Annotated in this window: 17 protein-coding genes; 7 read left to right on the top strand and 10 right to left on the bottom strand. The window is 72.8% G+C overall.

Translation table 11 applies throughout. From position 1 onward, the window contains the following. Window positions 1–653: 653 nt before the first annotated feature. Window positions 654–1,085, bottom strand: a complete 432-nt coding sequence (locus K7862_RS17570) for a YchJ family protein (protein ID WP_222963556.1) — start codon at window positions 1,083–1,085, stop codon at window positions 654–656. A gap of 161 nt (window positions 1,086–1,246) precedes the next feature. Between K7862_RS17570 and K7862_RS17565 the strand changes: the two genes are divergently transcribed. Then, window positions 1,247–1,636 carry a hypothetical protein gene (locus tag K7862_RS17565; protein ID WP_222963555.1) on the top strand — a complete coding sequence of 130 codons (390 nt, stop codon included), beginning with the start codon at window positions 1,247–1,249 and terminating at the stop codon, window positions 1,634–1,636. A 64-nt stretch (window positions 1,637–1,700) separates the two neighbouring features. Here the strand turns inward: K7862_RS17565 and K7862_RS17560 are convergent, their stop codons facing one another. Next, entirely contained in the window at window positions 1,701–3,242 is a 1,542-nt protein-coding gene (locus tag K7862_RS17560; protein ID WP_222963554.1) for an ATP-dependent DNA ligase, read from the bottom strand. 144 nt (window positions 3,243–3,386) lie between these two features. After that, window positions 3,387–5,780: an ATP-binding cassette domain-containing protein gene (locus K7862_RS17555; RefSeq protein WP_222963553.1), complete on the bottom strand. Its 2,394-nt coding sequence runs from the start codon at window positions 5,778–5,780 to the stop codon at window positions 3,387–3,389. A 136-nt stretch (window positions 5,781–5,916) separates the two neighbouring features. Here K7862_RS17555 and K7862_RS17550 point away from each other — a divergent pair, with 136 nt between their 5' ends. Next, window positions 5,917–6,540, top strand: coding sequence for an alpha-ketoglutarate-dependent dioxygenase AlkB (locus tag K7862_RS17550; protein ID WP_222963552.1), 624 nt, complete (start codon window positions 5,917–5,919; stop codon window positions 6,538–6,540). A 42-nt stretch (window positions 6,541–6,582) separates the two neighbouring features. Here K7862_RS17550 and K7862_RS17545 read toward each other — a convergent pair whose 3' ends face one another. Beyond that, a complete protein-coding gene (locus tag K7862_RS17545; RefSeq protein ID WP_222963551.1) occupies window positions 6,583–8,079 on the bottom strand; it encodes an MFS transporter in 1,497 nt (498 codons plus the stop codon). A gap of 651 nt (window positions 8,080–8,730) precedes the next feature. On the opposite strand from K7862_RS17545, the gene K7862_RS17540 reads away from it, so the two are divergent. The 4 genes from K7862_RS17540 (at window position 8,731) to K7862_RS17525 (ending at window position 12,720) form a co-directional block, all read left to right on the top strand. Continuing rightward, the gene (locus tag K7862_RS17540; RefSeq protein ID WP_262413314.1) at window positions 8,731–9,225 is read left to right on the top strand and encodes a DUF5709 domain-containing protein; all 495 of its coding nucleotides are present in this window, start codon (window positions 8,731–8,733) and stop codon (window positions 9,223–9,225) included. Window positions 9,226–9,268: 43 nt separating this feature from the next. After that, on the top strand, window positions 9,269–9,934 hold the full coding sequence (locus tag K7862_RS17535) for a hypothetical protein (protein WP_222963549.1): 666 nt from the start codon (window positions 9,269–9,271) through the stop codon (window positions 9,932–9,934). 502 nt (window positions 9,935–10,436) lie between these two features. Further along, the gene (locus K7862_RS37645) at window positions 10,437–11,840 is read left to right on the top strand and encodes a GH12 family glycosyl hydrolase domain-containing protein (protein ID WP_308012039.1); all 1,404 of its coding nucleotides are present in this window, start codon (window positions 10,437–10,439) and stop codon (window positions 11,838–11,840) included. 118 nt (window positions 11,841–11,958) lie between these two features. Beyond that, on the top strand, window positions 11,959–12,720 hold the full coding sequence (locus tag K7862_RS17525; RefSeq protein ID WP_222963548.1) for a class I SAM-dependent methyltransferase: 762 nt from the start codon (window positions 11,959–11,961) through the stop codon (window positions 12,718–12,720). Window positions 12,721–12,745: 25 nt separating this feature from the next. Here K7862_RS17525 and K7862_RS17520 read toward each other — a convergent pair whose 3' ends face one another. After that, window positions 12,746–13,405 (bottom strand): TetR/AcrR family transcriptional regulator, encoded by a 660-nt coding sequence (locus K7862_RS17520; RefSeq protein WP_222963547.1) that lies wholly within the window; start codon window positions 13,403–13,405, stop codon window positions 12,746–12,748. 70 nt (window positions 13,406–13,475) lie between these two features. Between K7862_RS17520 and K7862_RS17515 the strand changes: the two genes are divergently transcribed. Further along, a complete protein-coding gene (locus K7862_RS17515) occupies window positions 13,476–14,909 on the top strand; it encodes an MFS transporter (RefSeq protein WP_222963546.1) in 1,434 nt (477 codons plus the stop codon). A 277-nt stretch (window positions 14,910–15,186) separates the two neighbouring features. Here K7862_RS17515 and K7862_RS17510 read toward each other — a convergent pair whose 3' ends face one another. The 5 genes from K7862_RS17510 to K7862_RS17490 all read right to left on the bottom strand — a co-directional run bounded on the left by K7862_RS17510 (window position 15,187) and on the right by K7862_RS17490 (window position 23,963). Next, on the bottom strand, window positions 15,187–17,802 hold the full coding sequence (locus K7862_RS17510) for a pectate lyase-like domain-containing protein (protein ID WP_222963545.1): 2,616 nt from the start codon (window positions 17,800–17,802) through the stop codon (window positions 15,187–15,189). A gap of 449 nt (window positions 17,803–18,251) precedes the next feature. After that, window positions 18,252–20,114 carry an alkaline phosphatase family protein gene (locus K7862_RS17505; protein ID WP_262413313.1) on the bottom strand — a complete coding sequence of 621 codons (1,863 nt, stop codon included), beginning with the start codon at window positions 20,112–20,114 and terminating at the stop codon, window positions 18,252–18,254. Between the two features lie 241 nt (window positions 20,115–20,355). Beyond that, complete coding sequence (gene efeB / locus K7862_RS17500; protein WP_222963543.1) at window positions 20,356–21,630, bottom strand: iron uptake transporter deferrochelatase/peroxidase subunit; 1,275 nt, start codon at window positions 21,628–21,630, stop codon at window positions 20,356–20,358. Continuing rightward, complete coding sequence (locus K7862_RS17495; protein WP_308012038.1) at window positions 21,627–22,964, bottom strand: EfeM/EfeO family lipoprotein; 1,338 nt, start codon at window positions 22,962–22,964, stop codon at window positions 21,627–21,629. The genes efeB and K7862_RS17495 overlap by 4 nt, the downstream gene beginning before the upstream one ends. A 138-nt stretch (window positions 22,965–23,102) precedes the next feature. After that, window positions 23,103–23,963 (bottom strand): dienelactone hydrolase family protein, encoded by an 861-nt coding sequence (locus tag K7862_RS17490; RefSeq protein WP_222963541.1) that lies wholly within the window; start codon window positions 23,961–23,963, stop codon window positions 23,103–23,105. Window positions 23,964–24,002 lie beyond the last annotated feature (39 nt).

The following is a 24,002-nucleotide window of genomic DNA, read 5'->3' as shown; positions in this document are numbered from 1 at the left end:
CGGACGAAGTCTGGGGGACCCCGCGCCCCTGGCGGAGCCTGCTCGGTTTCCGGTGGCGGGGCCAGTCCGGGAGTACCTCCTCGGACTTGTGCGTGCACCGTTCTTCCGCAGGAAGTGCCCGGGGGCTGCACAAGTCCTGCGGGGGCACTCCCTCCCCGTCCCCTCCGGCCGGCCCCCGGCTGCCGGGATGTTGTGTGCTGCGGTACCTGCGTACTGCCCCTGCGGCCACTTTCACTGCCAGGGGGTGGGGAGGAAGCGCTCCCCGCAAGGACTTGTGCATCCGCCCGCCCAGCCCCTTCGTCAGAAGGGTCACGCACAAGTCCGAGGAGACGCTTCCGGACTGCCCCCGACAAGTGGACGAACGGCAAGCGATAACAGGGGCGCGAGGTCCCCCAGACTTCGTCCGGGAGGTGCCCCCAGCGCGGGCAACCACCCACCGGCGGACAGCCGGAAACGCACCGCAAGGGGCAGGACGAACCCTGAAGGGGGCGCGGGGTCCCCCAGACTTCGTCCGCGAGGTGCCCCCAGCGCGAACAGCCACGACGGCGCCGTAGTCGGCAACGCACCCGCAAGGGGCAGGACGAGCCCCGAAGGGGTGCGGGGAATGGCGGGGCAAGCCATACGTCAGAAGCCGAGCGGCAGGCGGCACGGCCTCAGCCCGGCCCCCCCTCCCCGTCGAGGTAGAACCACCCACCCCCCTCGCGAAGAAACCGACTGCACTCCCGCTGAGCCCCCACCTCCCCACCGACGCGATAGTGCGCGGCGAACTCCACCGTCCCCTCGGAATGAAAGGCCGTGCCCCCCGTGGTGGCGAGGATGTCGAGCCCGGTCCACCGGACGGACCCGTCGAGATCGAGGTGGGCCGGCCGGGTGGACGGGTGCCAGGTCCGGAGGAGATAACCCGCGTCACCGACGGCGAACGCGCTGTACCGCGACCGCATGAGGCGTTCCGCGGTCGGCGCCGTGGCGCCCCCCGCGTGGAAGGCGCCGCAGCAGTCGGCGTAGGGCACGCCGAGCCCGCACGGGCACATGGTGGGCACCGCCGGGCGGGGCGGACGGGAGGGGCGGGCTGAGCGTCGGGCCATACCCCGATGGTAAAGATCAGCCGGACGGTCCGCCGCCATCCGGGTCACCCCGGGGTTTCCCCGGCCGCCGGCCGGAAATGCGCTGTCCATAGCGATACGTCCGCGCGACCGGAACCGATGAGCCCGCACCGGCGACCGGCCCGAACCCGGAAGGAACCGTCGTGACCACCCAGCAGGACCTGCCCGCCGGCACCGACGCCCAGGTCGCCATCACCCTCGACAGCTGCTGCAAGGAGGACGCCCACGCCGTCCTCGCCGCGCTGCACGCCAGCTTCCCCTCCGACCGTTCGCCCGAGGACGTGCCCGCCGAGCCGCAGGGCGGGCCGCCGATCATCTGGACCGCGACCTTCGACGTGTCCCGCACGCTCGGTCTGGCCAGGCCCGGCCGGCTCACCGAGCCCGTCGTCATCACCGCACAGGGCGGTTACCACGCGGTGGACCGGCTGCGTGAGGCGCTGACGGAGGCGTTCTCGGTGCGCGTCGTCGGCACCTCCGCCGGGGACCAGGAGGAAGAGGTGCGGCTGCGACTGGAGTCCCCCGCCGCGGCCTGACCGCCCGGACCTGGCCGCACAGGTCTGACGGTACGAGCACGGGCCGCACAAGGACGGGCCCCGCTCACCCCCCGCCGTGCGCCTCCCGCACCGTGGCCACGGTGTCCGCCTCGGACGCCGGCTTGTCCTCGCGGTAGCGCAGCACCCGCGCGAACCGCAGCGCCAGGCCGCCGGGGTAGCGCGGTGACCGCTGCACGCCGTCGTAGGCGATCTCCACCACGAGCTCCGGCCGCACGGTGACCGTCCAGCCGTCGTCGGCGACCGCGAGGTCCCCCAGCCGTGCGGTCTGCCACTCCAGCATCGCGTCGGTGAGGCCCTTGAACGTCTTGCCGAGCATGACGAACGAGCCGTCCTCGGCGCGCGCGCCCAGGTGCAGGTTGGACAGCTTGCCGGTGCGGCGGCCGTGGCCGCGCTCCACCGCCAGCACGACCAGGTCCAGGGTGTGCACCGGCTTGACCTTGAGCCAGGAGGCGCCGCGCCGCCCGGCGGCGTACGGGGCGTCGGCCGACTTGACCACCACGCCCTCGTGGCCGCGCTCCAGCGCGTGCCGGAAGAACTCCTCGGCGGCGGTGACCTGTTCCGGATCCCCGGGATCGGCGACGACCGCGCGCCGCACTCTGAGCCCCTCGGGGACCAGCCTCTCCAGGGCGGCGTGGCGTTCGGCGTAGGGCAGGTCCAGCAGGTCGCGGCCGTCGACGGACAGCACGTCGAAGAAGACGGCGTGCACCGGCATCGCCTGGGCGGCCGCCGCCACGTCCACCCGGGAGCCGACCCGTCCCGCGGTCTCCTGGAACGGCCGGGGCCGCCCCGCCTCGTCGAAGGCCAGCACCTCGCCGTCCAGCACGAACCGGTCGGCGGCCAGCTCCGCGACCGTCGCCGCGATCTCCGGCAGCCGCTCGGTCACGTCGTCGAGAGTGCGGGTGTAGATGCCGACCGAGCCGTGGTCGGAGTGGACCTGCACGCGGATGCCGTCGAGCTTCTCCTCCACCGCGCAGGGCCCCGCCTTGGCCACCGCCTCGGCCACGGACTTGGCGCTCGCCGCCAGCATCGGCTGCACCGGCCGTCCCACGGCCAGCGCGAAATCGTCGAGGGCCGCGGGGCCGCGGGCCAGCAGCGCCTGGGCGACCGGTTCCAGCGCGCCGGCCAGCATCACGGCCCGCCGCACGGCCGCCGGCGGCGCGTCGGTGGCGGCGGCCAGTCCCTCGGCCGCCACCGCGTCCAGCGCCCCCTGCCGCACCTCGCCCGTGACCAGGCCCAGCAGATACTGCTGCTCGCGTTCGGTCGCCGCTCCGAACAGGTCCTGCAGCAGTGCCCGCCGTCCGGCCTGCGCGCCGGTTCCGGACACCTCGGCGACGGCGGTCAGGGCGGCGTCCACCTCGCGCACCGTCAGCGCGGGCTCCGCGGCGGGCTCGGCGCGGTCCCGCAGCGCCGCCCAGCCGACGCCGAGCCGGCCCTGCGGCAGCCGCCCGGCCAGATAGGCGATGGCGATCGGCACGTCGTCGGGCTCGGCAGCCCGGAAGAACTCGGCGAGCAGCGCCGTCTTGCGTGACCGCGCGGAGGTCCGCGCGATCTCCCCTGACACTCGGGCGACATCGGCGAAGAGCATGTCCCCATCCTGCGACCCGCCGACGGATCGCGCCGCCGAGACGGGCGGATCGGCGGGTCGTCCGGACCGTCCCGGCGGCGCGGAACGGGCGCCGCCCGCAGCGCCCGTCCCGGCGGCGCGGTACGGGTGCTGCGGGCGGCGGGGTCAGCCGCCGACGTACTCCGCGAGGTGCTCGCCGGTCAGCGTGGAGCGGGCGGCCACCAGGGCGGCGGGCGTGCCCTCGAAGACGACCCGGCCGCCGTCGTGGCCCGCGCCGGGCCCGAGGTCGATGATCCAGTCGGCGTGGGCCATCACCGCCTGGTGGTGCTCGATGACGACCACCGACTTTCCGGAGTCGACCAGCCGGTCCAGCAGCCCCAGGAGCTGTTCGACGTCCGCCAGGTGCAGGCCGGTCGTCGGCTCGTCGAGGATGTACACCCCGCCCTTGTCGCCCATGTGGGTGGCCAGCTTCAGCCGCTGCCGCTCGCCGCCGGACAGCGTGGTGAGCGGCTGGCCGAGCGTGAGATAGCCCAGACCCACATCGGAGAGCCGGTCCAGCACGCGCTGGGCCGCGGGGGTGTGCGCCTCGCCGCCGGCGAAGAACTCGCGGGCGGCGTCGACGGGCATGGCGAGCACCTCGCTGATGTCCCGGCCGCCGAGGCGGTACTCGAGCACGGACGCGTCGAACCGCTTGCCCTCGCACTCCTCGCAGGTCGTGGCGACGCCCGCCATCATCGCCAGGTCGGTGTAGACGACCCCGGCGCCGTTGCAGTTGGGGCAGGCGCCTTCGGAATTGGCGCTGAACAGGGCGGGCTTGACGCCGTTGGCCTTCGCGAACGCCTTGCGGATCGGGTCGAGCAGCCCGGTGTAGGTCGCCGGGTTGCTGCGCCGCGAACCGCGGATCGGGGCCTGGTCCACCGTCACCACGCCGTCGCGGCCGGACACCGAGCCCTGGACGAGCGAGCTCTTGCCGGAGCCGGCCACCCCGGTCACCACGGTCAGCACGCCCAGCGGGATGTCGACGTCGACGTCCCGCAGGTTGTTGCCGGCGGCCCCCCGCACCTCCAGCGCGCCCGAGGGCGTGCGCACCGACGGCTTGAGCGCCGCCCGGTCGTCCAGGTGCCGCCCGGTGAGCGTGCCGGACGACCGCAGCCCCTCCACGGTGCCCTCGAAGCAGACCGCGCCGCCCGCCGTGCCGGCTCCCGGCCCGAGGTCCACCACGTGGTCGGCGATCGCGATCGCCTCCGGCTTGTGCTCCACGACGAGCACGGTGTTGCCCTTGTCGCGCAGACGCAGCAGCAGCCGGTTCATCCGCCGGATGTCGTGCGGGTGCAGGCCGACCGTGGGCTCGTCGAAGACGTAGGTGACGTCGGTGAGCGAGGAGCCCAGATGGCGGATCATCTTGGTGCGCTGCGCCTCGCCGCCGGACAGCGTGCCCGAGGGCCGGTCGAGCGACAGATAGCCGAGGCCGATCTCCACGAAGGAGTCGAGGGTCTGCTGCAGCGCGGTGAGCAGCGGCGCCACCGAGGGCTCGCCGATCCCGCGCACCCACGCCGCCAGGTCGCTGATCTGCATCGCGCACGCGTCGGCGATGCTGACGCCGTCGATCCTCGACGAACGGGCGCCCTCGCTCAGCCGGGTGCCCCCGCACTCCGGGCACGCCGTGAAGGCCACGGCGCGGTCCACGAACTCCCGGATGTGCGGCTGCATCGCCTCCGGGTCCTTGGAGAGCATCGACTTCTGGACGCGCGGGATCAGGCCCTCGTAGGTCATGTTGATGCCGGCGATCTTCATGCGCACCGGCTCGTGGTGGAGGAAGTCCCGGAGTTCCTTCTCGGTGAACTCCCGGATCGGCTTGTCCGGGTCGTAGAACCCCGACTCGGTGTAGAGCCGGTAGTTCCAGCCGCCGCCCTTGTAGCCGGGGACGGTGATCGCGTCCTCGTTGAGCGAGCGGGTCTCGTCGTAGAACTGGGTGAGGTCGACGTCGGAGACGGTGCCGCGGCCCTCGCAACGCGGGCACATGCCGCCGGTCCGGCTGAACGTGGCCCGGACCGCCTTCCTGTCGCCGCGCTCGACGGTGATCGCGCCGCTCGCCCGCACCGAGGGGACGTTGAACGCGAAGGCGCCCGGCGGTCCGATGTGCGGCTCGCCCAGGCGGCTGAACAGGATGCGCAGCATCGCGTTGGCGTCGGTGGCGGTGCCGACCGTGGACCGCGGGTCGCCGCCCATCCGCTGCTGGTCGACGGTGATGGCGGTGGTCAGGCCGTCGAGGACGTCGACCTCCGGCCGTGCGAGCGTCGGCATGAAGCCCTGGACGAAGGCGCTGTAGGTCTCGTTGATCAGCCGCTGGGACTCGGCGGCGATGGTGTCGAACACCAGGGAGCTCTTGCCCGACCCCGAGACCCCGGTGAACACCGTCAACCGGCGCTTGGGGATCTCGATGCTGACGTCCTTGAGGTTGTTCTCCCGGGCGCCGTGCACGCGGATGACGTCGTGGCTGTCGGCGTCCGGCAGCGCGGACGACCCCCCGTCCGCGGTCGCCTTCCGGGCCTGGCTCATCGTGTCTCCCTCTGTCCGGCGGGGCCGCCCGCCACCCTCGGCATCGCTGACCCGATCCAACCATCCCGGGGGAGCGGGGGGCCGCCGGATTTCGGGTAATCGAATGCGTGTACGGGCGTGGGTTACGCTGGCGGGTATGCACCACCAGCAGGCATCCCTCTTCGCCGCCGGGGAGACCGCTCTCGGCGATCTGACCGGGGTCCGCCGCACCGTACTGAGCCACGGCGCCTGGATCGACACCCTGCCCGGCTGGCTCAGCGGCGCCGACGACCTGTTCCAGGACCTCGCCGAGCACGTGCCCTGGCGGGAGGAACGGCGCCGCATGTACGACAACGTGGTGACCGTGCCCCGGCTGCTCGCCCACTACGACGCGGACGACCGGCTGCCCGACCCGGTCCTCGACGAGGCCCGCGCCAGGCTGTCCGCGCACTACGCCGCAGAACTCGGCGAGCCTTTCGTCAGCGCGGGCCTGTGCTACTACCGGGACGGCCGGGACAGCGTGGCCTGGCACGGCGACCGGATCGGACGCGGCAACAGCCAGGACACCATGGTCGCGATCCTCTCCCTCGGCGAACCGCGGCCGCTGCTGCTGCGCCCGCGCGCCGGGGGCGGACCCGCCATCCGCCAGCCGCTCGGCCACGGCGACCTGATCGTGATGGGCGGCTCCTGCCAGCGCACCTGGGACCACGCCATCCCCAAGACCAAGGCCGGTGTGGGCGGCCGGATCAGCGTGCAGTTCCGCCCGCGCGGGGTGCGCTGAGCCCGGCGGCCGGTCTGCCGAGGACCGACGGGCGCGGCCCGGTCAGCCCGGGCCGACGCCCGCCTCCTCGGGCGGCCCCGGTACCGCGACCGGCTCCGGCGCCCTCGTGCCCCGGATGTCGGTCAGCGCCACCACCAGGGCGAGCGCGGCCAGCCCGATCGCCGTGAACAGGCCCAGCTGGAAGCCGCCGGCCCAGTCGGGACGCGCGGTGCCGACGCCGTCGAAGAAGACCGAGCCGACCGCCGCGATCCCGGCCGCGGAACCGATGCGCTGCGCTGTCTGCAGCACCCCGCCCGCGCTGCCCGCCCGGGCCACCGGCACCTCGTGCAGCGTCAGCGTCTGGTTGGGCGCGACGACCAGCCCGCTGCCGAGTCCGGCCAGCAGCAGTGGCGCCGCCGTGGCCCAGCCGACCGAGCGGCCCGGGTCGAGCTGCACCGCCAGCGCGGTTCCCAGCAGACCGACCAGGACGGTCGTCAGGCCGGTCGCCACCAGCGGCCGGCCCAGCCGGCCGACGATCCGCCCGCCGACCGCAGCGGTCGCCACCGAGCCCAGGGCGAAGGGGATGATCGACAGACCCGCCAGCAGGGCGCTGTAGTGCAGACCGTTCTGCAGGTACAGGGTCAGGATGAAGAAGACCGAGGTGAACCCGGCGAAGTACAGCAGGGACAGCAGCACGCCCAGCCCGTACGAGCGCTGCCGGAACAGCCGCAGGTCCACCAGCGGGTCCCGCTCCCGGGCGTAGTGGCGCTCCCACGCGGTGAAGACGGCCAGCACCAGCAGGGCCAGCGGGACGAGCAGCCACTTCTGCGGACCGTGCCACTCCTCCTGCTCCATGAACGGCAGCAGCAGGACGGCGGTGCCCGAGCCCAGCAGCACGACCCCCACCGGGTCGAGGTCGCTGCGCCGCCGGCCGCCCTCGCGCGGCGCCGGACCGGGCAGCAGGCGGTGTGCCAGCGGCAGCGCGACCAGCCCGATCGGCAGGTTGACGTAGAACACCCAGCGCCAGCCCTCCTGCGGGCCGAACGCCTCGATCAGCAGCCCGCCCAGCAGCGGGCCCAGCGCCGTGGACACCCCGATGGTCGCGCCCAGCAGACCGAAGGCCCGGCCGCGCTCGGGCCCCCGGAACATCTGCTGGATGAACCCGGACACCTGCGGGACGAGCACACCGCCCGCCACGCCCTGCACCAGCCGCGCCGCGACCAGCCACGACTCGTTCTGCGCGGCGCCCGCCAGCGCGCTCATCGCGGTGAACAGGGCCAGACCGGTGAGGAAGACGGCGCGCCGGCTGCGGACGTCCCCGAGGCGGCCTGCTGGTACGAGCAGCAGCCCGCACATCAGGGCGTAGCCGGACAGCACCCACTGGAGGGCGCCCTGCGAGGCGTCCAGACCGGTGCGGATGGAGGGGACGGCGACGTTCACGATGCTGACGTCCAGCAGCGTCATGAAGCCGGCGGCGAGGCAGACCGCGAGGGCGGGCCAGCGTCGGTCGTGGCCGTCGGGGGCCGGAATCGTGCGTCCAGGTTTCACCTCGCCAGTCATTCCCCACGGCCCTCCTCCCGTACCAGTCCGTCCACGCTCCCGGCAGAACGGCTTCCAGCCCGGTAGGCGGTACGGATGCGGGGGTCCCCCGGGCCGCCGTCGCCGTCCACCGGTTCGCGTTGGCTTGTCGCGCTGGGGGCACCTCCCGGGCGAAGCTGGGGGATCTCGCGCCCCCTTCGGGGCCCGTCCTGCCCCTTGCGGTCCTGTGCCGACTGCGGCGCCGTCGTGGCCGTTCGCGCTCGGGGCACCTCCCAGACTTCGTCTGGGAGGTGCCCCGAGCGCGAGCAACCACCCACCGGGCGGAAAGCCGGGAGTGGGCACACGGGGGCACCCCGGAGGCCGTGGGTGCGCAAAGGCGGGACCCCGGAGGCCGAGGGGGCCGGGGGCTGCCCGGGCGGAGGTGGGAGAGGCCGAGCCTCGCGCGGGGAGGCGAGAGGCGAAGATCGCGGAACATGCGCATGATGGAAGCGGGGCCCCCGCACTCCCCAGCCGCACCCCCGCCCCCGCGGACCGGACGGCGCCGTCGCGGCGCACCTCACGTCGCCCGTTTCCGCCCCCCGCGCAGGGGTAGGCGCTGGTCCGTCACCGCGAGGCCCGGACCGGAGAGGACGTGAAGACATGACGCACCCCGGCGACGGAGGCGGGAACGGTATGGGTGACGACGTCTACCAGCCGGACGGCAGCGAGATCCGGGAGGACGCCGGCCCGCTCGAACCGGAGGACACCCTGCTGGACCGCGGCCTGGTGGACGTTCTCGACGAGGGCTACTCCCCGCCGGACCGTCCGCTCGTCGTCGAGGACACCGGCACCACCGCCCGCGAGCAGCGCTCCGGAGAATCCCTCGAACGGCGGCTGCGCCGCGAGTGGCCGGACGTGGAGCCGGCGCCCGGCGACGGCCTCGGCGACGTCAGCGACACCGACGGCGAGCTGCTCGACGCGGAGACCGGTGACCGCAGGTCCGGACGGCTGGTGGCCCCGGACGAGGGGGCGCACTCCCGTCACGACGGCCTGATCGGCGACGACATCGGCATCGACGGCGGGGCCGCCTCGGCCGAGGAGGCGGCGGTGCACCTGGTGCCCGACGAGGACGACCCGTGGCGGACCGCACCCACGGACTCGGCGAAGCGGCAGCGGCCCCGGCCGTGACCCGCGGGAGCCCGGGACCCCAGCGAGGAGAGGAGCGGGTGGCATGAGCGAAGCAAGCGACCCCAGAAAGACCGGTGGGGGACCTGGCCCCGACCGCACGGCGGCGTTCCCCGAGGCTGCCGCGCCGGCGGAGGACACGCGCCACGGCAGGTTCCACTGGCCGCACCTCGGGCGGACCGGGCGGACGTCCACCGGCGGCGGGCCGGCTTCCGGCGGCACGCCGGAACCGGCCACCGGTGGCACCCGGCCGGCCGCGACCGCCGGAGCACATGAGGCGCGCCACGTGCCGACCGGTCTCGGCGCCAGCCTGGCCACCTCCGGCGGGGTGCTGCTGGCGATGGTGGAGGACGTGCGGATGCGAGAGGCCAACCGGCCCGAGGACCTGCGCCCGCTCGCCGACGCCTTCGCGCGGCACAACGCGGCCAAGGAGGCCACCGTCCGCAAGGTGCTGCTCCGGCACGGCGCTCCCGAGAACGTCGTGGAGCGGGACCGTCAGGAGGGCGATCTGATCCAGGGAATCCTGGACCGGGCGCTGGTCGGCGGGCACCCGGCGGACACGCATGTGCTGACCGTGGACGGCGCTCTGGCCCAGGCGTACCAGTACCTTTTCCACGAGCGGCGCGACCTGGTCTCCGCGATCGAGCGGTGGGTCCCGGCGGACGAGAGCGAGACCCTCTCGGCGGCCTTCGAGGCCATCGCCGCCAACTGACGCCGTCCCACCCGGCGGCCCCTCACCCCGCCCGGTGGCGACGGTCACGCGGCCCGCGGACGCGTCACGCGTCCGCGGGCCGCGCTCGTGCGCCCACGGGCTCAGGGAGCACACGAGATCGGGCCCGGCCGGATCCACGATCCGGGACGGCGCGGCTCGCCGCTTCATCTCCTGCGGTGAGCGCGCCCGCCGGCCCGCGTCCCCGCCCCGGCAATGTTCGATCCTCGACGCCGGGACTCCAAGGCGCGGACCCGCCGGAACCGGCACATGCCGTTCGCCGGGCCGCGGGGTCCCCCGGTCACGGCCTTTTGCCTGGTACGCGGGCCGTGTCGCGCCAGGCGGGCGCCGCGGGCGGGTCGCGTTCACCTCATGAAGGCGACGCGCAGTCTTGACGCCGCAGGGACGCCCTGGCTTGATGTGTTCCGGCGTCGCATGGGAGCGCTCCCATCGGCTCCTGTGAGACGGCCCATCCCCCCACACGCACGGTGAAGGGACCTTCGCAGTGAAACGCCTTCTTGCCCGAGCCCGACTGCCGCGCCCGCGGCTGCGCCCGGCCGCCGCCGCGCTGACCGCGGTCGCCGCGCTGCTGCTGCCGGTGACGGCGGCGCAGTCCGCGCACGCGGCCACGAGCACCTGTGACCCGCAGGGCACCATCTCCGCCGGCGACTACACGATCCAGGCCAACGAGTGGAACTCCACGGCCCAGCAGTGCGTCGGCTACAACGGCGGCACGGCATGGTCGCTCGACACGGCCAACTTCAACCTGCCGACGAACGGCGCGCCCGCCACGTACCCCTCGATCTTCAAGGGCTGCCACTGGGGCGACTGCACCCCGAACAGCGGGCTGCCCATCCAGATCAGCCAGTTGGGGAGTGCCACCAGTTCCTGGAGCACCACCCAGGTCGGCTCCGGCGCCTATGACGTGGCCTACGACCTGTGGATCAACTCCACGCCGACCACCAAGGGCCAGCCGGACGGCACGGAGATCATGATCTGGCTCAACAGCCGTGGCGGCGTTCAGCCGTTCGGCGGCAAGACCGGCACCTCCTCGGCGGCCGGGCACAACTGGGACGTGTGGACCGGCAACCAGACCTCCTGGAAGATCATCTCCTACGTCCTGCAGGGCGGCGGCACCTCGTTCAGCAACCTCGACGTCAAGGCGCTCATCAACGACGCGGTGAGCCGCGGTTCTGTGAACCCCTCGCACTACCTGATCGACGCCGAGGCCGGGTTCGAGGTCTGGCAGGGCGGACAGGGCCTGGCCACGAACAGCTTCTCGTTCTCGGCGTCCACCGGGGGCAACTCCGGCGGCGACACGCAGGCGCCGACGGTTCCCGGCGGGCTGACGGTCACCGGCACCACCGCGTCCTCGGCCTCGCTCTCCTGGTCGCCGGCCTCGGACAACGTCGGCGTCACCGGCTACAACGTCTACCGCGGGGGCCAGTTGGCCGGGTCGGCCACCGGGACCTCGTTCACCGACACCGGGCTGAGCGCCTCGACCGCCTACACCTACACCGTCGCCGCGCGCGACGCGGCGGGCAACGTCTCGGCGCCGTCCGCGGCCGTGACCGCCACCACCGCGTCCTCGGGAGGCGGCAACCCGCCGCCGGGCGGCGGGTGTTCGGCCGCCTACGCGGTGAGCAACGACTGGGGTTCCGGGTTCACCGCGAACGTCACGGTGACCAGCGGCAGTTCGGCCATCCACGGCTGGACCGTCAGCTGGACCTACGGTGGCGGGCAGAAGATCACCAACGCCTGGAACGCCACTGTCACGCAGTCGGGCGCGTCGGTGACCGCCGCCAACGCCTCGTACAACGGCTCGCTCGGAGCCTCCGCCAGCACCAGCTTCGGCTTCCAGGGCACGGGGTCGGGACCGGTCCCCACGCTGACCTGCACCGCGAGCTGACCGACCGCTGAGAGCGCCGGCCCGGCCGGCGGGGGAACGTCCCCCGTCCGCCGGGCCCGCGTGCGCCGTGCCGGAAAACCGGTGGCGGCCGCGGTGCCCGGACGAGCAGGCTGTGATCATGAGGCGATCCTTCGACGAGCTGGTGACCGAGGCCGATTCCGTGTCGGTGGAAGGCTGGGACTTCTCCTGGCTGGACGGCCGGGCGACCGAGCAGCGGCCGTCCTGGGGATACCAGCGGCAGCTCGGCGAACGGCTGGCCCAGGTCTCCGCGGCCCTGGACATCCAGACCGGCGGCGGCGAGGTGCTGGCCGGTGTACCGCGGTTCCCGGCGCTGATGGCGGCGACCGAGTCCTGGCCCCCGAACCTGGCCAAGGCCACGGCGCTGCTGCATCCCAAGGGCGCGGTGGTGGTGGCCGATCCCGACGAGCCGCCGCTGCCCTTCGGCGACGCCGCGTTCGACCTGGTCTCCAGCCGGCACCCGGTGACCGTCCACTGGGACGAGATCGCCCGCGTGCTGCGCCCCGGCGGGCGCTACTTCGCCCAGCACGTCGGGCCGGCCAGCGCGGTGGAGATCGTGGAGTACTTCCTCGGCCCGCAGCCGGACGCGTCCAGGAACGCCCGTCACCCCGACCGGGACCGGGCCGGCGCCACCGCGGCCGGCCTGGAGGTGGTGGACCTGCGGACCGAGTCACTGCAAATCGAGTTCCTGGACATCGGCGCGGTGGTCTACTTCCTGCGCAAGGTGATCTGGATGGTGCCCGGCTTCACCGTCGGCCAGTACCGGTCGCGGCTGCGCGAACTGCACGAACTCATCGAGCGTGCGGGCTCGTTCGTGACGTACTCGACCCGCACCCTGGTCGAGGCCCGCAAGCCGGGCTGAGGCCCCTCCGCGTCGTGCCGCCCGGTCAGGCGGGGCGCGGGCCGTAGTAGGACAGGAACATGTCGACGCCGGCCGTCACCAGACGGTCGGCGAACGCGTCGTCCACGGTGGTCCCGTAGGTACTGAACACCATGTGCGGGAAGACCAGCAGCGAGTAGAGCTGGATGATCGCCACCTCGGGGTCGGAGATCTCCAGGCGCCCCGCGGCGGTGAGCTTCTCCAGGGCGTCGCGCGCCTCGGGATGGTGCAGCGTCGGGCCGCCGTGCCGCCACGCCTCCTCCAGCTCCGGGACGCGGTGCGCCTCGCGGGCGATCAGGTTGCGCATGGCGAGCACGTCGGGGTTGGACCGGATGTTCCGCACCCAGGCCCGGGCGGCAGCCGTGAAGGCCGTCCGCAGGTCGTCGCCCTCGCCGAGCCGGTCGACGGCGTCCACCAGCGTGTCGCCGAGCGGCGCGTCCAGGCCCTGCTTGATGACCTCGACGAAGAGCGCCTGCTTGGTCCCGAAGTGGTTGTACACGGTCACCTTCGACACGCCCGCCTCGGCGGCGATCTGGTCGACCCCCGCGTCGAAGCCGTCCCGCAGGAAGAGCGTGCGGGCGGCCGTCAGAATGGCCTCCCGCTTCCGCTCGGCCCGCGGGCCCGCGGGGATGCGCCGCTCGCCCTCCGGCACGTTTCGATCACTCATGACCAGCAGTCTAGCGCTCGAACTGAACTGAACCGTTGAGTTCATCTGAACTGTGCCGTACAGTTCAGTTATGACGCACTCGACACTCGGTGCGAGCCTCACGCCGCATCGCGAACCACGCTCCGATTCCCGCCGCTGGGCGGCCCTGACCCTCCTCTGCCTGGCCCAGTTCATGCTGATCCTCGACGTCACGGTGGTGAACGTCGCGCTGCCCGACATCGGCGCCGACCTGCATCTCGGCCGCAGCGCCCTGACCTGGGTGGTGACGTCGTACACGCTCGCGTTCGGCGGCCTGATGCTGTTCGGCGGACGGCTGGCCGACGCGCTCGGCGCCCGTCGCACCTTCGTCGCCGGGCTCGCGCTGTTCACCGGCGCCTCGCTGGCCGCCGGGCTCGCCGGCGGCCCCGGCACCCTGCTCACCGCGCGGGTCGCCCAGGGCGTCGGGGCGGCGCTCCTGTCACCGGCCGCACTATCGCTGGTCACCTCAACGTTCGAGGAGGAGGCCGAACGCCGCCGTGCCCTGGGCGTCTGGGCCGGCATCGGCGGCGCCGGCTCGGCCGTCGGCGTGCTGCTGGGCGGCCTGCTGACCAGCGGCCCCGGCTGGAACTGGATCTTCTATGTGAACGTGCCGGTGGGCCTGCTGGTGCTCGCCCTCCTGCCGTCGCTGGTGGCCGCCCGGCGGCCGCGGCCGGCCCGGCTCGATCTGCCCGGCGCGGTCCTGGTGACCGGCGGCACCGCCGCGCTGATCAAGGGCCTGGTCACGGCGGGGGACCAGGGCTGGACGGCCCCCGAGACACTCGGCCCGCTCGGGCTCGCGGTGGCGCTCTACGCGGCCTTCGCCGTCACCGAGCGGACGGTGAGCGCCCCGCTGATCGACGTGCGGGTGCTCAGCCGGCGGCCGGTGGTGGCGGGCGCGTTCCTGATCCTGGTGGCGACCGGGCTGCTCATCGGGATGTTCTTCCTCAGCTCCGTCCACCTGCAGCGCGACCGCGGTTACAGCGCGCTCGCCACGGGCCTGGCCTTCCTGCCGGTGGCGGTCGCCACCGCGGCGGGGGCCCACATCGCCGGGCGGCTGCTGGGCACGCTCGGCGCCAGGCCGGTGGCCGCGGCCGCCATGGCCGTCACGGCGGCGGGTCTGGTCGTCCCGGCACGGATGAACGCCGGCACCGGGGTCTGGTCCACACTGGTGCCCGCGCTGTGCGTGGCCGCGTTCGGCGTCGGCGCGGTCTTCGTCACCGCCTTCACCACCGCGCTGGCGCTGGTGCCGGCGGACGTCTCCGGGCTGGCCTCCGGCGCGCTGAACACCTTCCACGAGGTGGGCGGTTCGATCGGCGTCGCCGTCGTGTCCACCGTCGCGGCGAGCGGAGTCGAACGCGGTGTGGCCGGCTCCTTCGCGCACGCCTACGCGGTCTGCGCCGGCACGGCCGCGGCCGCGGCCCTGATCGCCCTGGTGCTGGTGCCCCGCGGCAGGCCGCGGCCCGCGGGCGGGATGCACGGCCACTGAACCGCGGGCACGCCCGCCGGATCGAGGACGGCCACGCCGAACCGGCCGTGCCCGCCCGGGTCCATGGAGACCTCTCTCGAACTCGTGGCGGCCGGCGTCCTGCCGGGACGTCACGAGCCGCGGCCCCGCTGCCGGGAACGGCGGGGCCGCGGTCCTTTTCCCGTCCGCCGGCCTCGTCCGCCGGCCCGTCCGGCGGACGGGAAGGGCCGCCGTCCCGCGGGTGCGGGACGGCGGCCCTCAGATCACCGCTGTGCCGATCGCCGCGTCTCCCGACGACCTACGGGTAGGACGTCACGGTCGACGGCGTGGTGGACGTGCCGGACGTGCCCGGCCCGGTGTTGTTGATGACGTGCGCGTATTGGCCCATCCCGCCGAGCGACACCACGAGCAGGTCGTGGAACTTCACGCCGGCCGTCGTCGGCGCCTCGAACCCGTGGTCCATGACGATCGAGGGGTCGGCGGTGAAGTTGCAGTAGCTGCCGAGCCCCCAGCCCTCGTGCGTGGTCACGTTGTCGTCGACCTTGTAGGCCGCGAAGCCCCGGGTGCCGCCGTTCTGGACCGCGGCCTGGTTCGGGGCGTCGTAGGCGATCTCGTTCTGGAAGAAGATCGTCCTGCCGTTCTGGCCGGCCCACTCCACGTCGTACTTCTCGAAGTGCTCCACGAACAGGCCGGTGGCCAGCACGTTGTTGCCGTTGACCTTCAGGCCCTCGTCGGCCGGGTTGGTCGTCCAGCCGACGCCGGCCCCGTGGTCGGCGCGCCACAGCCAGGTGTGGTCGATGATCACGTCGTTGCTGTTGATCTCGAACGCCGTGCCGGCCTGGCCCGGGCCCGCGCCGCCGACCCGGGCGAACACGTCCTGGATCGTGGTGGGGTTGCCGGAGTGGCTCGCCGACGATCCCGGTGCGCCGACCTGGAGCAGCTGCGGCGACTTGCCCGTGCCGGCGTCGATCAGGAAGCCGGCCAGCCGCACCCCGTCGACGTCCGCGACCTTCATCGCGTCCACACCGTTGTCCGGCACGATCGTGGCGTAACCCAGGCCCAGCACCACGGTGTTGGCGCGGGTCACGTTGATCGGCTGGTCGACGTGGTAGATGCCGGGGGTGAACAGCAGGTTGAGGCCCTGGGCCAGCGCCGCGTTGATCGTCGCCGCCGAGACGCCCGGCTTCGCCACGTAGAACTGGCTCAGCGGGAGCGAGGTGCCCGGGGTGTTCGGCCAGGACACACCGCTGACGTTGGTGCGCAGGTTCGGCACGAACACCGCGTAGTTGCCGCTGCCGTCCAGGTACATGTACGGCTTCTCACGCGACTCGGGCGTGGTGTTGAGCGTGGTGTACACCGGGTTCGGGAAGCCCTGCGCGGGCGCGCCCTGGACACCGGAGAAGGTCATGTTCCACACGCCGTTGGTCCAGCCGCCGATCGAGCTGTCCCGGGTGTACCACTGCTGCTGCGAGTACGGTCCGACGGTGCCGTCGATCTTGCTGTCGGCGATGTAGCCGCCGCTCGCCCAGCCGTAGCCGTTCGGCGCGAGGTTGAGCCCGCCCTTGACGTGGATCCGGCGGAAGGGCGCCGCCTGCGCGACGGCCCACCGGTCGGTGCCGTTGGAGGGAGTGATGGCCAGGTTCTCCACCGAACGCCAGAAGTTCTGCGTGGCGTTGCCGTTGAACCAGCCGGCGTCGACGGTGATGTCGCCGTTGATCTGCACGTCGTCCGGGTTCTTGCCCAGGCCGGAGACCGAGGTGTAGAAGCCCACCTGGTCGTTGAGACCGCTGTAGGTGCCGGGCTTGAAGAAGACCTGGTAGCGGGCGTCGCCGAACTGGTTGCTCTCCTGCTGGGAGAAGATCTGGTCGAGCTGCGCCTGGATGTTCGGCGTGGACGGGTCGAAGACCTTCACGTTCGGCCCGAGGTCGCCGCCGCCCTGGATCGGGCCGGTGCCGCCACCGCCGCTGCCTGCGGTGCCGTAGACCTGGAACTCCCAGAGGGAGTAGCCGTATCCGGTGGCGCGGGTGGTGCCGTACATCCGGACATAGCGGCCGGAACCGTTTACGGCGAGTGTCTGCGTGCCGCCGGTCCCGGTCGTGGTGGAGTAGACGTCGGTCCACGTGGTGGCGTCGTCCGAGGTCTGGATCTTGAACGCCTTGGCGTACGCGGTCTCCCAGTTGAGCACGACCGAGCTGATCGTCGAGGTGCTGCCCAGGTCGACCTGCAGCCACTGCGGGTCGGAGGCCGCGCTGGACCAGCGGGTGCCGGTGTTGCCGTCCACGGCGGCCGAGGCCGGCGTGCCGGCGTTCTCGGTGGAGGACGCGGTGGCGGTCTTGCCCTGCGAGATCAGCGAACCGGACGGGGGAGTGGTGCCGCCTCCGCCGCTGCCGGCGGTGCCGTAGACCTGGAACTCCCAGAGGGAGTAGCCGTATCCGGTGGCGCGCGTGGTGCCGTACATCCGGACATAGCGCCCGGAACCGTTTACGGCGAGCGTCTGCGTGCCGCCGGTCCCGGTCGTGGTCGAGTAGACGTCGGTCCAGTTGGCGCCGTCCGCCGAGGTCTGGATCTTGAACGCCTTGGCGTACGCCGATTCCCAGTTGAGGGTGACGGAGCTGATGGTGGCCGTGGCGCCCAGGTCGACCTGCAGCCACTGCGGGTCGCTGAAGGCGCTGGACCAGCGGGTGCCGGTGTCGCCGTCGACCGCGGCGGACGCCGGGGTGCCGGCGTTCTCGGAGGAGGAGGCCGTCGCCGTCTTGCCCTGCGAGAGCAGGGTGTCGGCGGCGTGGGCGGAACGGGTCGGCACGAAGAGGAGCAGGGAAGCGACGAGCGCGGTGATCACCGCGGCGACGATGTTGCGCCGGCGCCACGGGGCCGCTGATCTCAGCGCCGTAGAGCCGGTGGGGGGAGCGAGCATGAGCAACTCTCCTGGTTCCACAAGTGGGGGGCAGCTAGGAGCGGCCCGGCCGTGGGCCGACCGGGCCGTGAGATGCCGTGAACAACGCGAAGTCCGGTCGGGCGCCCGCGCGTTGACGAGTGAGAGCGCTCTCCCGGTGCACTCCGGAATGTTTCTCCCTGTGTTTCATCCATGTCAAGAGTTGTGCACAGGACCCGTGCGACGGAGGGCCGTGATGACGCCCGCGCGCCACGAGGACGGAATTGTCTCCAACTCATGAACGCAGCCGCCCTCTTGACAACTCGGTGGCGTTCAAGTCCGAATCGGCCACGGAGGGACGCGGAGGGAGGGGAATCGGGGCCGGAACGGCGAAGGGGGCCGTCCCGGTGTGCGCCGGGGCGGCCCCCTCGGGGCCTCACGTCACGCCGCCGTGGAAACGGTGCGGACGGAAGGGATCAGCTGGTGCGGTTTCAGGCGGTGACGGTCGCCGAGCGGCGGTGCCGGCGGGCGTAGTACAGCGCGCCGCCTCCGACGAGCAGGGCGCCCGCGGTGATCCCGAGCGGCAGCGCCGGGGACGTGCCGCCGGTCTCCGCCAGGGTCTGCGTGGACAGGTTGTTGCCCGCGCCGTTGCCGCCGGAGGTGCCGCCCGTCGCCGAGGTGCCGGTGGCGGGCGGGTTGGTGTGGTGGGAGATGTGCTTGACCGACTTCACGGAGCCGTCGGCGTTCAGCAGCACCTGCTTGTCGTTCGGGTGCTTGAAGTCGAAGGCGCCGGAGAGGGTGTTGGCCCGCTGGTCGAACGAGGCGTCGCCGATGCGGCCGGTCTTCCAGTTGTCCTCGATGAACTTGGTGATCGAGGCCTGCTCGGTGCGGGTGTGGTCGACCGAGTTCACCTTGCTGTAGGGCGAGATGACCAGCAGCGGCTGACGGGTACCCGGGCCGCAGCGGTCCGCGTAGCCGCCGGCGGCAGCGGGGCCGGCCTGGCACGCCGGGCTGTCGACGGCCTTGCCGTTGGAGCCGACGGTGCTGTCCTTGGAGCCGGTCTCCGGCTTGGCGTACGCGTGGTCGTACCAGCCGTCCGAGTCGTCGTAGGCGATGACGACCGCGGTGTCCTTCCAGGAGGAGGACGACTGGACCGCGTTGATCTCCTTGACGAGGAAGTTCTGCTCGTCGATCGGGTCGGAGTAGGCGGCGTGGCCGTCCTGGTACTCGGCGGCCTTCAGGAAGCTGACGGCCGGCAGGCTGCCCGCCTTCAGCGCGGAGTCGAAGTCGGTCAGGTCGTAGTTGTGGTTCGCCTGGCCGTTGTGACCGATCTCGGCCGTGTTCTTGGGCGCGAGGTGGTGCGGGTTCGCCGTGGACTTGTAGTACTGGAAGGGCGAGTGGTGCGGGCTGTAGTCCACCGAGGACGCGCCGCCCACGTTGGTGTGGGTGCTGCCGGCGCAGCTCGCGTAGTCGCCCTGCTTGCCGTCCCACGCGGTGGAGGGACGGAAGCCGCCCTGGAACCAGCCCCAGGTCACGTTCTTCTCGTTGAGCAGGTCACCGATGTTCTTGCCCTGCATCGAGGCGAGCGCGTTGCTGCTGGCGTGGCTGTTGTCCGAGCAGTCGTCGAACGCCGGGTCGGGGTCGTTGATGACCGTGCCGACGCCCTTGGCGTCCGGCGAGACGACCGTGTACGCGTCGGGCGTCGCCGTCTGCTTGGGGTTCTCCGTGCCGGTCTTGGGGTCGACCGAGATCACGCCGTGCGTCTGACCCGCGACCAGGTTCAGCGCGCCGGGGGTGGAGGGGCCGTACGTGCTGCTGTACGAGTTGTCGCCCAGCGAGTAGTTCTGGGCGTAGTTCCAGAGCGCCGTGACGGTGTTGCCGTCGTAGTAGTCCATGACCAGGCCGGGCTCGCCGAACAGGCCACCGGAGCACTTGCTCGTCTCGGTGTTCTGCACGTACGCGTCGGCCTTGCCGCCGTTCGCCGCGTACTGCTCGGGGCCGTAGCCGTGGTTCTGGTCGCAGGTGACGGCCTGCGAGGGCGCCAGGCGCTTGGGGGCGTACTGGTTCGGGTTGTTCTTCAGCAGGCCCGCGTGGGCGACGGTGTCGATGTTCTTCGGCGTGTGCTTGTCCGCCGTGAACTTCGTGCCGTCGGTGTTCGCCGCCACCGGGTAGGTGCCGAAGTAGTGGTCGAACGAGACGTTCTCGTCGTAGATGACGACCAGGTGCTTGATCGGGGTGGAGGTGCTGTCGCCGCCCCCGTGGTGCGCGGGGGAGTCGGCGTGGGCCGGCGCGGTGCCGCCCAGCAGTACGAGAGCCGCCGTGCCGGCGTAGGCCCCCCAGCGTGCCGCACGCATGCGTGCGCTCGCCCGCCTTCTCTTTCCCGTACCGCTCGTGGTGCTCATGCTGTCTCAGCCTCCGCTAAGTGGCGCTAAGTAGTGCTTTTCGGCGTGCTGCGTGGAATTCGCGCACGTGTCGAACGCGATCGTCGAGGGGGTGACCTACCGGCCAACGGCCCCGTGGTGGCGTCCGGGTGAACAGCCGGTCAGATAATCCAGGACAAGTCTTGACTCGCTCTTTGCCATCTTTCGGGCGGGCTCATGCCAACAGGGAGCGGCCCAGCCAGTCGCCGCGGTCCCGCACGCCCGGCAGCGCGAAGAAGTAACCACCGCCGAACGGCGTGATGTAGTCGACCAGCGGTTCGCCCGCGAGCCGCTTCTGCACGGTCTCGAACTGCCGCTCCAGGTCCTGCTGGTAGCAGACGAAGATCAGCCCGACGTCGAGGTTGCCGTTGCCGTCCATGCCCCGGTCGTAGTTGTAGCCCCGGCGCAGCAGACGGGATCCGGCCGTGTCCGCGGTGCGCGGGTTCGCCTTGCGTATGTGGCTGTCCAGCGGGATGACGTCGCCCATCGGGTCCTGCGCGAACTGCGGGGTGTCGAACTCCCGTGAGCCGTCCAGCGGCGCGCCGGTGTCCTTGGCCCGGCCGAACATCCGCTCCTGCTCGGTGATCGAGACCCGGTCCCAGAACTCCACCAGCATCCGGATCAGCCGGACCACCTGGTACGTACCGCCGGTCGTCCAGGCGGGCTCTGCGCCGTCGCCGACCCACAGCAACTTCCCGGCCGTCGCCGGGTCGCCGACGTCCGGGTTGCCGGTGCCGTCCTTGAACCCCAGGTGGTTGCGCGGGGTGCCGCTCGGCCGCGGCGGGCTGGTGAAACCGTCGAGCCGCCAGCGCACCTGCATGCCGCCGCGGGTGTGCCGGGCGATGTCGCGGAGCGCGTGCAGCACCGTGTCCTGGTGGGGCGCGCTGAGCTGCAGGCTCAGATCGCCGTGGCACCAGGCCGGGTCGAGGTCGTCGTCCTCGAAGGCCGGCATCGCCTTCAGGCGCAGCGGCTTGCGGTCCTTCAGCCCGAACCGGTCGTCGAACAGCGACGCCCCGGCGCCCACGGTGACCGACAGCCCGTCACGCGGGACCTGCGGCCCCAACGTGCCGCTGTCCGAGGGCGGGGCCGTGATGCCCAGGGCCTGCGGAGTGCCGCCCGCGGTCAGGAACCGCGCGCGGTCGGTCACGGTGTGCAGCAGTTCGGTGAGCTCGCGCCGGTCCGCCGCCGTCACGTCGAACGCCAGGAAGGCGGTGGCCTGCTGGACGGGCCGGATGATGCCGGCCTGGTGCTCGCCGTGGAACGGCGCGTCCTGCGCCGCCACGGGCGTCGCGGCCGGAGCCGGGGTGGCCGCGTGGGCGCTCGGGCCGGTGAGCGCCGCCGTGGCGGCCCCCGCGCCGGCGACCGCGCCCACCGTGCCGACACCCAGCGCCGCTCCCCGCAGGAAACCGCGCCTGCGCAGCTCGCCCGCCGCGTCCCGGGTGTCGCTCATGCCGTCCTCCGTACGTCGAAGATCGCCGCCACCGGGGCGAGTTGTTCCAGGAGATCGCCGGTGTCGGCGTTGATCTGCTCGCGCTGGGCCCGGCCGAGCCGGTCCAGCGGGGTCCAGGCGTCGCCGTGGCCGGCGGCGTCCAGGTCGTGCTGCAGCCGTTCCACCGCGGAGTCCAGGCGCGGCAGCGCCGGGTCGCGCGGGGTGAGCAGCGGACGCAGCAGGCTCAGGATCTCCCGCGTGCCGTCGAGGTTCGCGCGGGCGGTCGCCAGGTTGGTGCCGCTGCCGTAGTCGGTGCGGCCGGTCAGCTCGAACTGCTCGGTGTTCTCGATGATCTCGTGCGCACGCAGACCCATCTCGGCCGGGTCCATCCGGGCCTGTGACCAGCCGTCGCGCAACGCCCCGACGTTCTTGTCGAGTTCGGCCGCCGGCGCCTTGAGCGCCGCCGCGGGCTGCCCGTGCCACAGGCCGTACTCCACGCGGTGGAAACCGGCGAAGGACGCGTCGTCCACGGCGCCGGGAGTGCGTGCGGCCGTGCCGTTGATCGCGCCGTCGGCGTCGCCGAAGGTGCCGTACGCGGCGCCCATGCGCTCGTACACCAGGTGCGCGGAGAGCCAGTCGCGCTTGGCGGCGGCCAGGTCCCCGCGGTCGATGTCGGCCTTGAGCGTGCCGGTGCCGCGCGCCAGGTCGCCCATCCGGGCCCCAATCCACTGCTGATAGGCGAGCGTCGGCGGAATGAGGTCGTGCTGGGTGACCGGCAGGGTCGCGGCCCCCTGCGGCTGGTGGCCGGGCACGGTGACCGAGGGCCCGGTGACCGCGTCGGTGTCCTCCGGCAGGCACTTGAAGGCGTAGGTGCCGCTGCCCAGGTCCACCAGCATCTGCCGGGTGGTCCCCGGTGCCAGGCCCTCCAACTCCCCGTAGAGCTTCCCCGACTTCGGGTCGGACAGGTAGACCTCGCTCGCGGCGGAGCCGGAGTTGTGCAGATCGAAGACCTGGGTTCCGGCGTGCGGGTGGCCCCAGCCGCGCCCGCAGCCACCCGTCGAGACGTCGATGGCGGTGTGCGGCAGGCCGTCGGCGGCCTGCGTCGCCGTCGCGCCCTTGCCGTCCGCGGAGTCACCGCCGTGTCCGCCGCCCCCGCCGGCGAGCACGGCGGCGGTGACCGCCGCGGCCACCGCCACCACGGCGCCCGCGGCCGGTGCGACGCGCCGCCGCGTCAGCGAGCGCGTGGTGGGGGAAGCGGCGGCTATCCCGCCTGGCTCGCCGTCCGCCTCCGCGATCGGCTCGGGCTCCGGTGCGGCGGCGGGCGACGCGGGTTCGGTGTCGGATTCGGCGGACACGCCGGCCTCCGGATGACGTTGCGGTGGTTCGCTGGCGCCGCTCATGCTAGGCACGCGATGTGGGGCGTACCCACCCGCTCAGGGGGCGGCGACCCACAATTCCCCCGCAGTTCACCCGCTCGACACTGTTAGGGCACCCTAACCCGGGTTTCGGGCCCCGAGCGGGTCGTGCACCGCCGTCGGCGGCAGGTCACCAGAGCGCAGTTCGGCGCAGAGCAGGGCGTCGATGCGGCGCCACGCGTCGGCGGCCTGGTCCGGACGGTAGGTGTCGCGTTCGTCGGCGAGGAAGCCGTGCGGTGTGTCCGGGTAGACGACGATCTCGTGGCGGACACCGGCGGCCGTCAGCGCCGCCGCGGTCAGCCGGGTCTGACCGGCGGTCACGACATGGTCGTCGGCGCCCACCAGGTACAGCAGCCTGCCGCCGTGCTCCGCCGCCCCGGGCGCCAGGTCCAGCAACGGGCCGGGGGCGCTCAGCGCGGTGCCCGCGACGTCCAGCCACCCCGGGTACACCATCGCGACCGCCGCCAGCGGCACTTGGGTCGCGGCGAAGAAGGCCAGGTGCCCGCCGAGGCTGAAACCGACCATGGCGGTTCTGCCCGTGGTGTGGTTGCGCCGGTCCAGGTACGCGAGCGTGGCCGTCAGGTCCTGCCGGACCTCGTCCCGGTCCAGCTGTCCCAGCAGCGCGTACCCGCGTGCCCGGCCCTCCTCGTCGGCGGTGCCGGAGTGGCCGGGGGCGGTGCGGTGGTAGAAGTCCGGCACGATCGCGAGGTGGCCGAGCCCGGCGAAACGGTCCGCGAGGCGCCGTACATAAGGAGTCAGGCCGAACATCTCGAAGCCGACGATCACCGCGGGCCGCCGACCGGGGGCGCCCGGTCCGGACGGCTCGGCGACATAGGCGGCCATGGTGCCGTCGCCGGCCGGGACGGCGACGGTCGTGGAGGAGACGGGGTACCGGACGGGGCAGGGGGAGACGGGGAGCGGGGATGACGTGGTGTCCATGCGGTCCAGGCTGCGCCGGAGGCCCCTGCGCGGTCCAAG

The organism is Actinacidiphila acidipaludis (genome assembly GCF_019890725.1).
In the GTDB taxonomy this organism is placed as follows: Bacteria; Actinomycetota; Actinomycetes; order Streptomycetales; family Streptomycetaceae; genus Actinacidiphila; species Actinacidiphila acidipaludis.
Note: the sequence above shows the minus strand (reverse complement) of the source record. Positions and strands in the feature narration are given on the sequence as shown.

Bases quoted from the DNA above. Each gene is read 5' to 3' on its own strand.
- K7862_RS17535 (WP_222963549.1), top strand. From the start codon at position 9,269: ATGAGCGAAGCAAGCGACCCCAGAAAGACCGGTGGGGGACCTGGCCCC.
- K7862_RS17510 (WP_222963545.1), bottom strand. From the start codon at position 17,802: ATGCTCGCTCCCCCCACCGGCTCTACGGCGCTGAGATCAGCGGCCCCG.
- K7862_RS17545 (WP_222963551.1), bottom strand. From the start codon at position 8,079: ATGACTGGCGAGGTGAAACCTGGACGCACGATTCCGGCCCCCGACGGC.
- K7862_RS17490 (WP_222963541.1), bottom strand. From the start codon at position 23,963: ATGGACACCACGTCATCCCCGCTCCCCGTCTCCCCCTGCCCCGTCCGG.
- K7862_RS17570 (WP_222963556.1), bottom strand. From the start codon at position 1,085: ATGGCCCGACGCTCAGCCCGCCCCTCCCGTCCGCCCCGCCCGGCGGTG.
- K7862_RS17515 (WP_222963546.1), top strand. From the start codon at position 13,476: ATGACGCACTCGACACTCGGTGCGAGCCTCACGCCGCATCGCGAACCA.
- K7862_RS17525 (WP_222963548.1), top strand. From the start codon at position 11,959: ATGAGGCGATCCTTCGACGAGCTGGTGACCGAGGCCGATTCCGTGTCG.
- K7862_RS17540 (WP_262413314.1), top strand. From the start codon at position 8,731: ATGGGTGACGACGTCTACCAGCCGGACGGCAGCGAGATCCGGGAGGAC.
- efeB (WP_222963543.1), bottom strand. From the start codon at position 21,630: ATGAGCGACACCCGGGACGCGGCGGGCGAGCTGCGCAGGCGCGGTTTC.
- K7862_RS17520 (WP_222963547.1), bottom strand. From the start codon at position 13,405: ATGAGTGATCGAAACGTGCCGGAGGGCGAGCGGCGCATCCCCGCGGGC.
- K7862_RS17505 (WP_262413313.1), bottom strand. From the start codon at position 20,114: ATGCGTGCGGCACGCTGGGGGGCCTACGCCGGCACGGCGGCTCTCGTA.
- K7862_RS17555 (WP_222963553.1), bottom strand. From the start codon at position 5,780: ATGAGCCAGGCCCGGAAGGCGACCGCGGACGGGGGGTCGTCCGCGCTG.
- K7862_RS17550 (WP_222963552.1), top strand. From the start codon at position 5,917: ATGCACCACCAGCAGGCATCCCTCTTCGCCGCCGGGGAGACCGCTCTC.
- K7862_RS17560 (WP_222963554.1), bottom strand. From the start codon at position 3,242: ATGCTCTTCGCCGATGTCGCCCGAGTGTCAGGGGAGATCGCGCGGACC.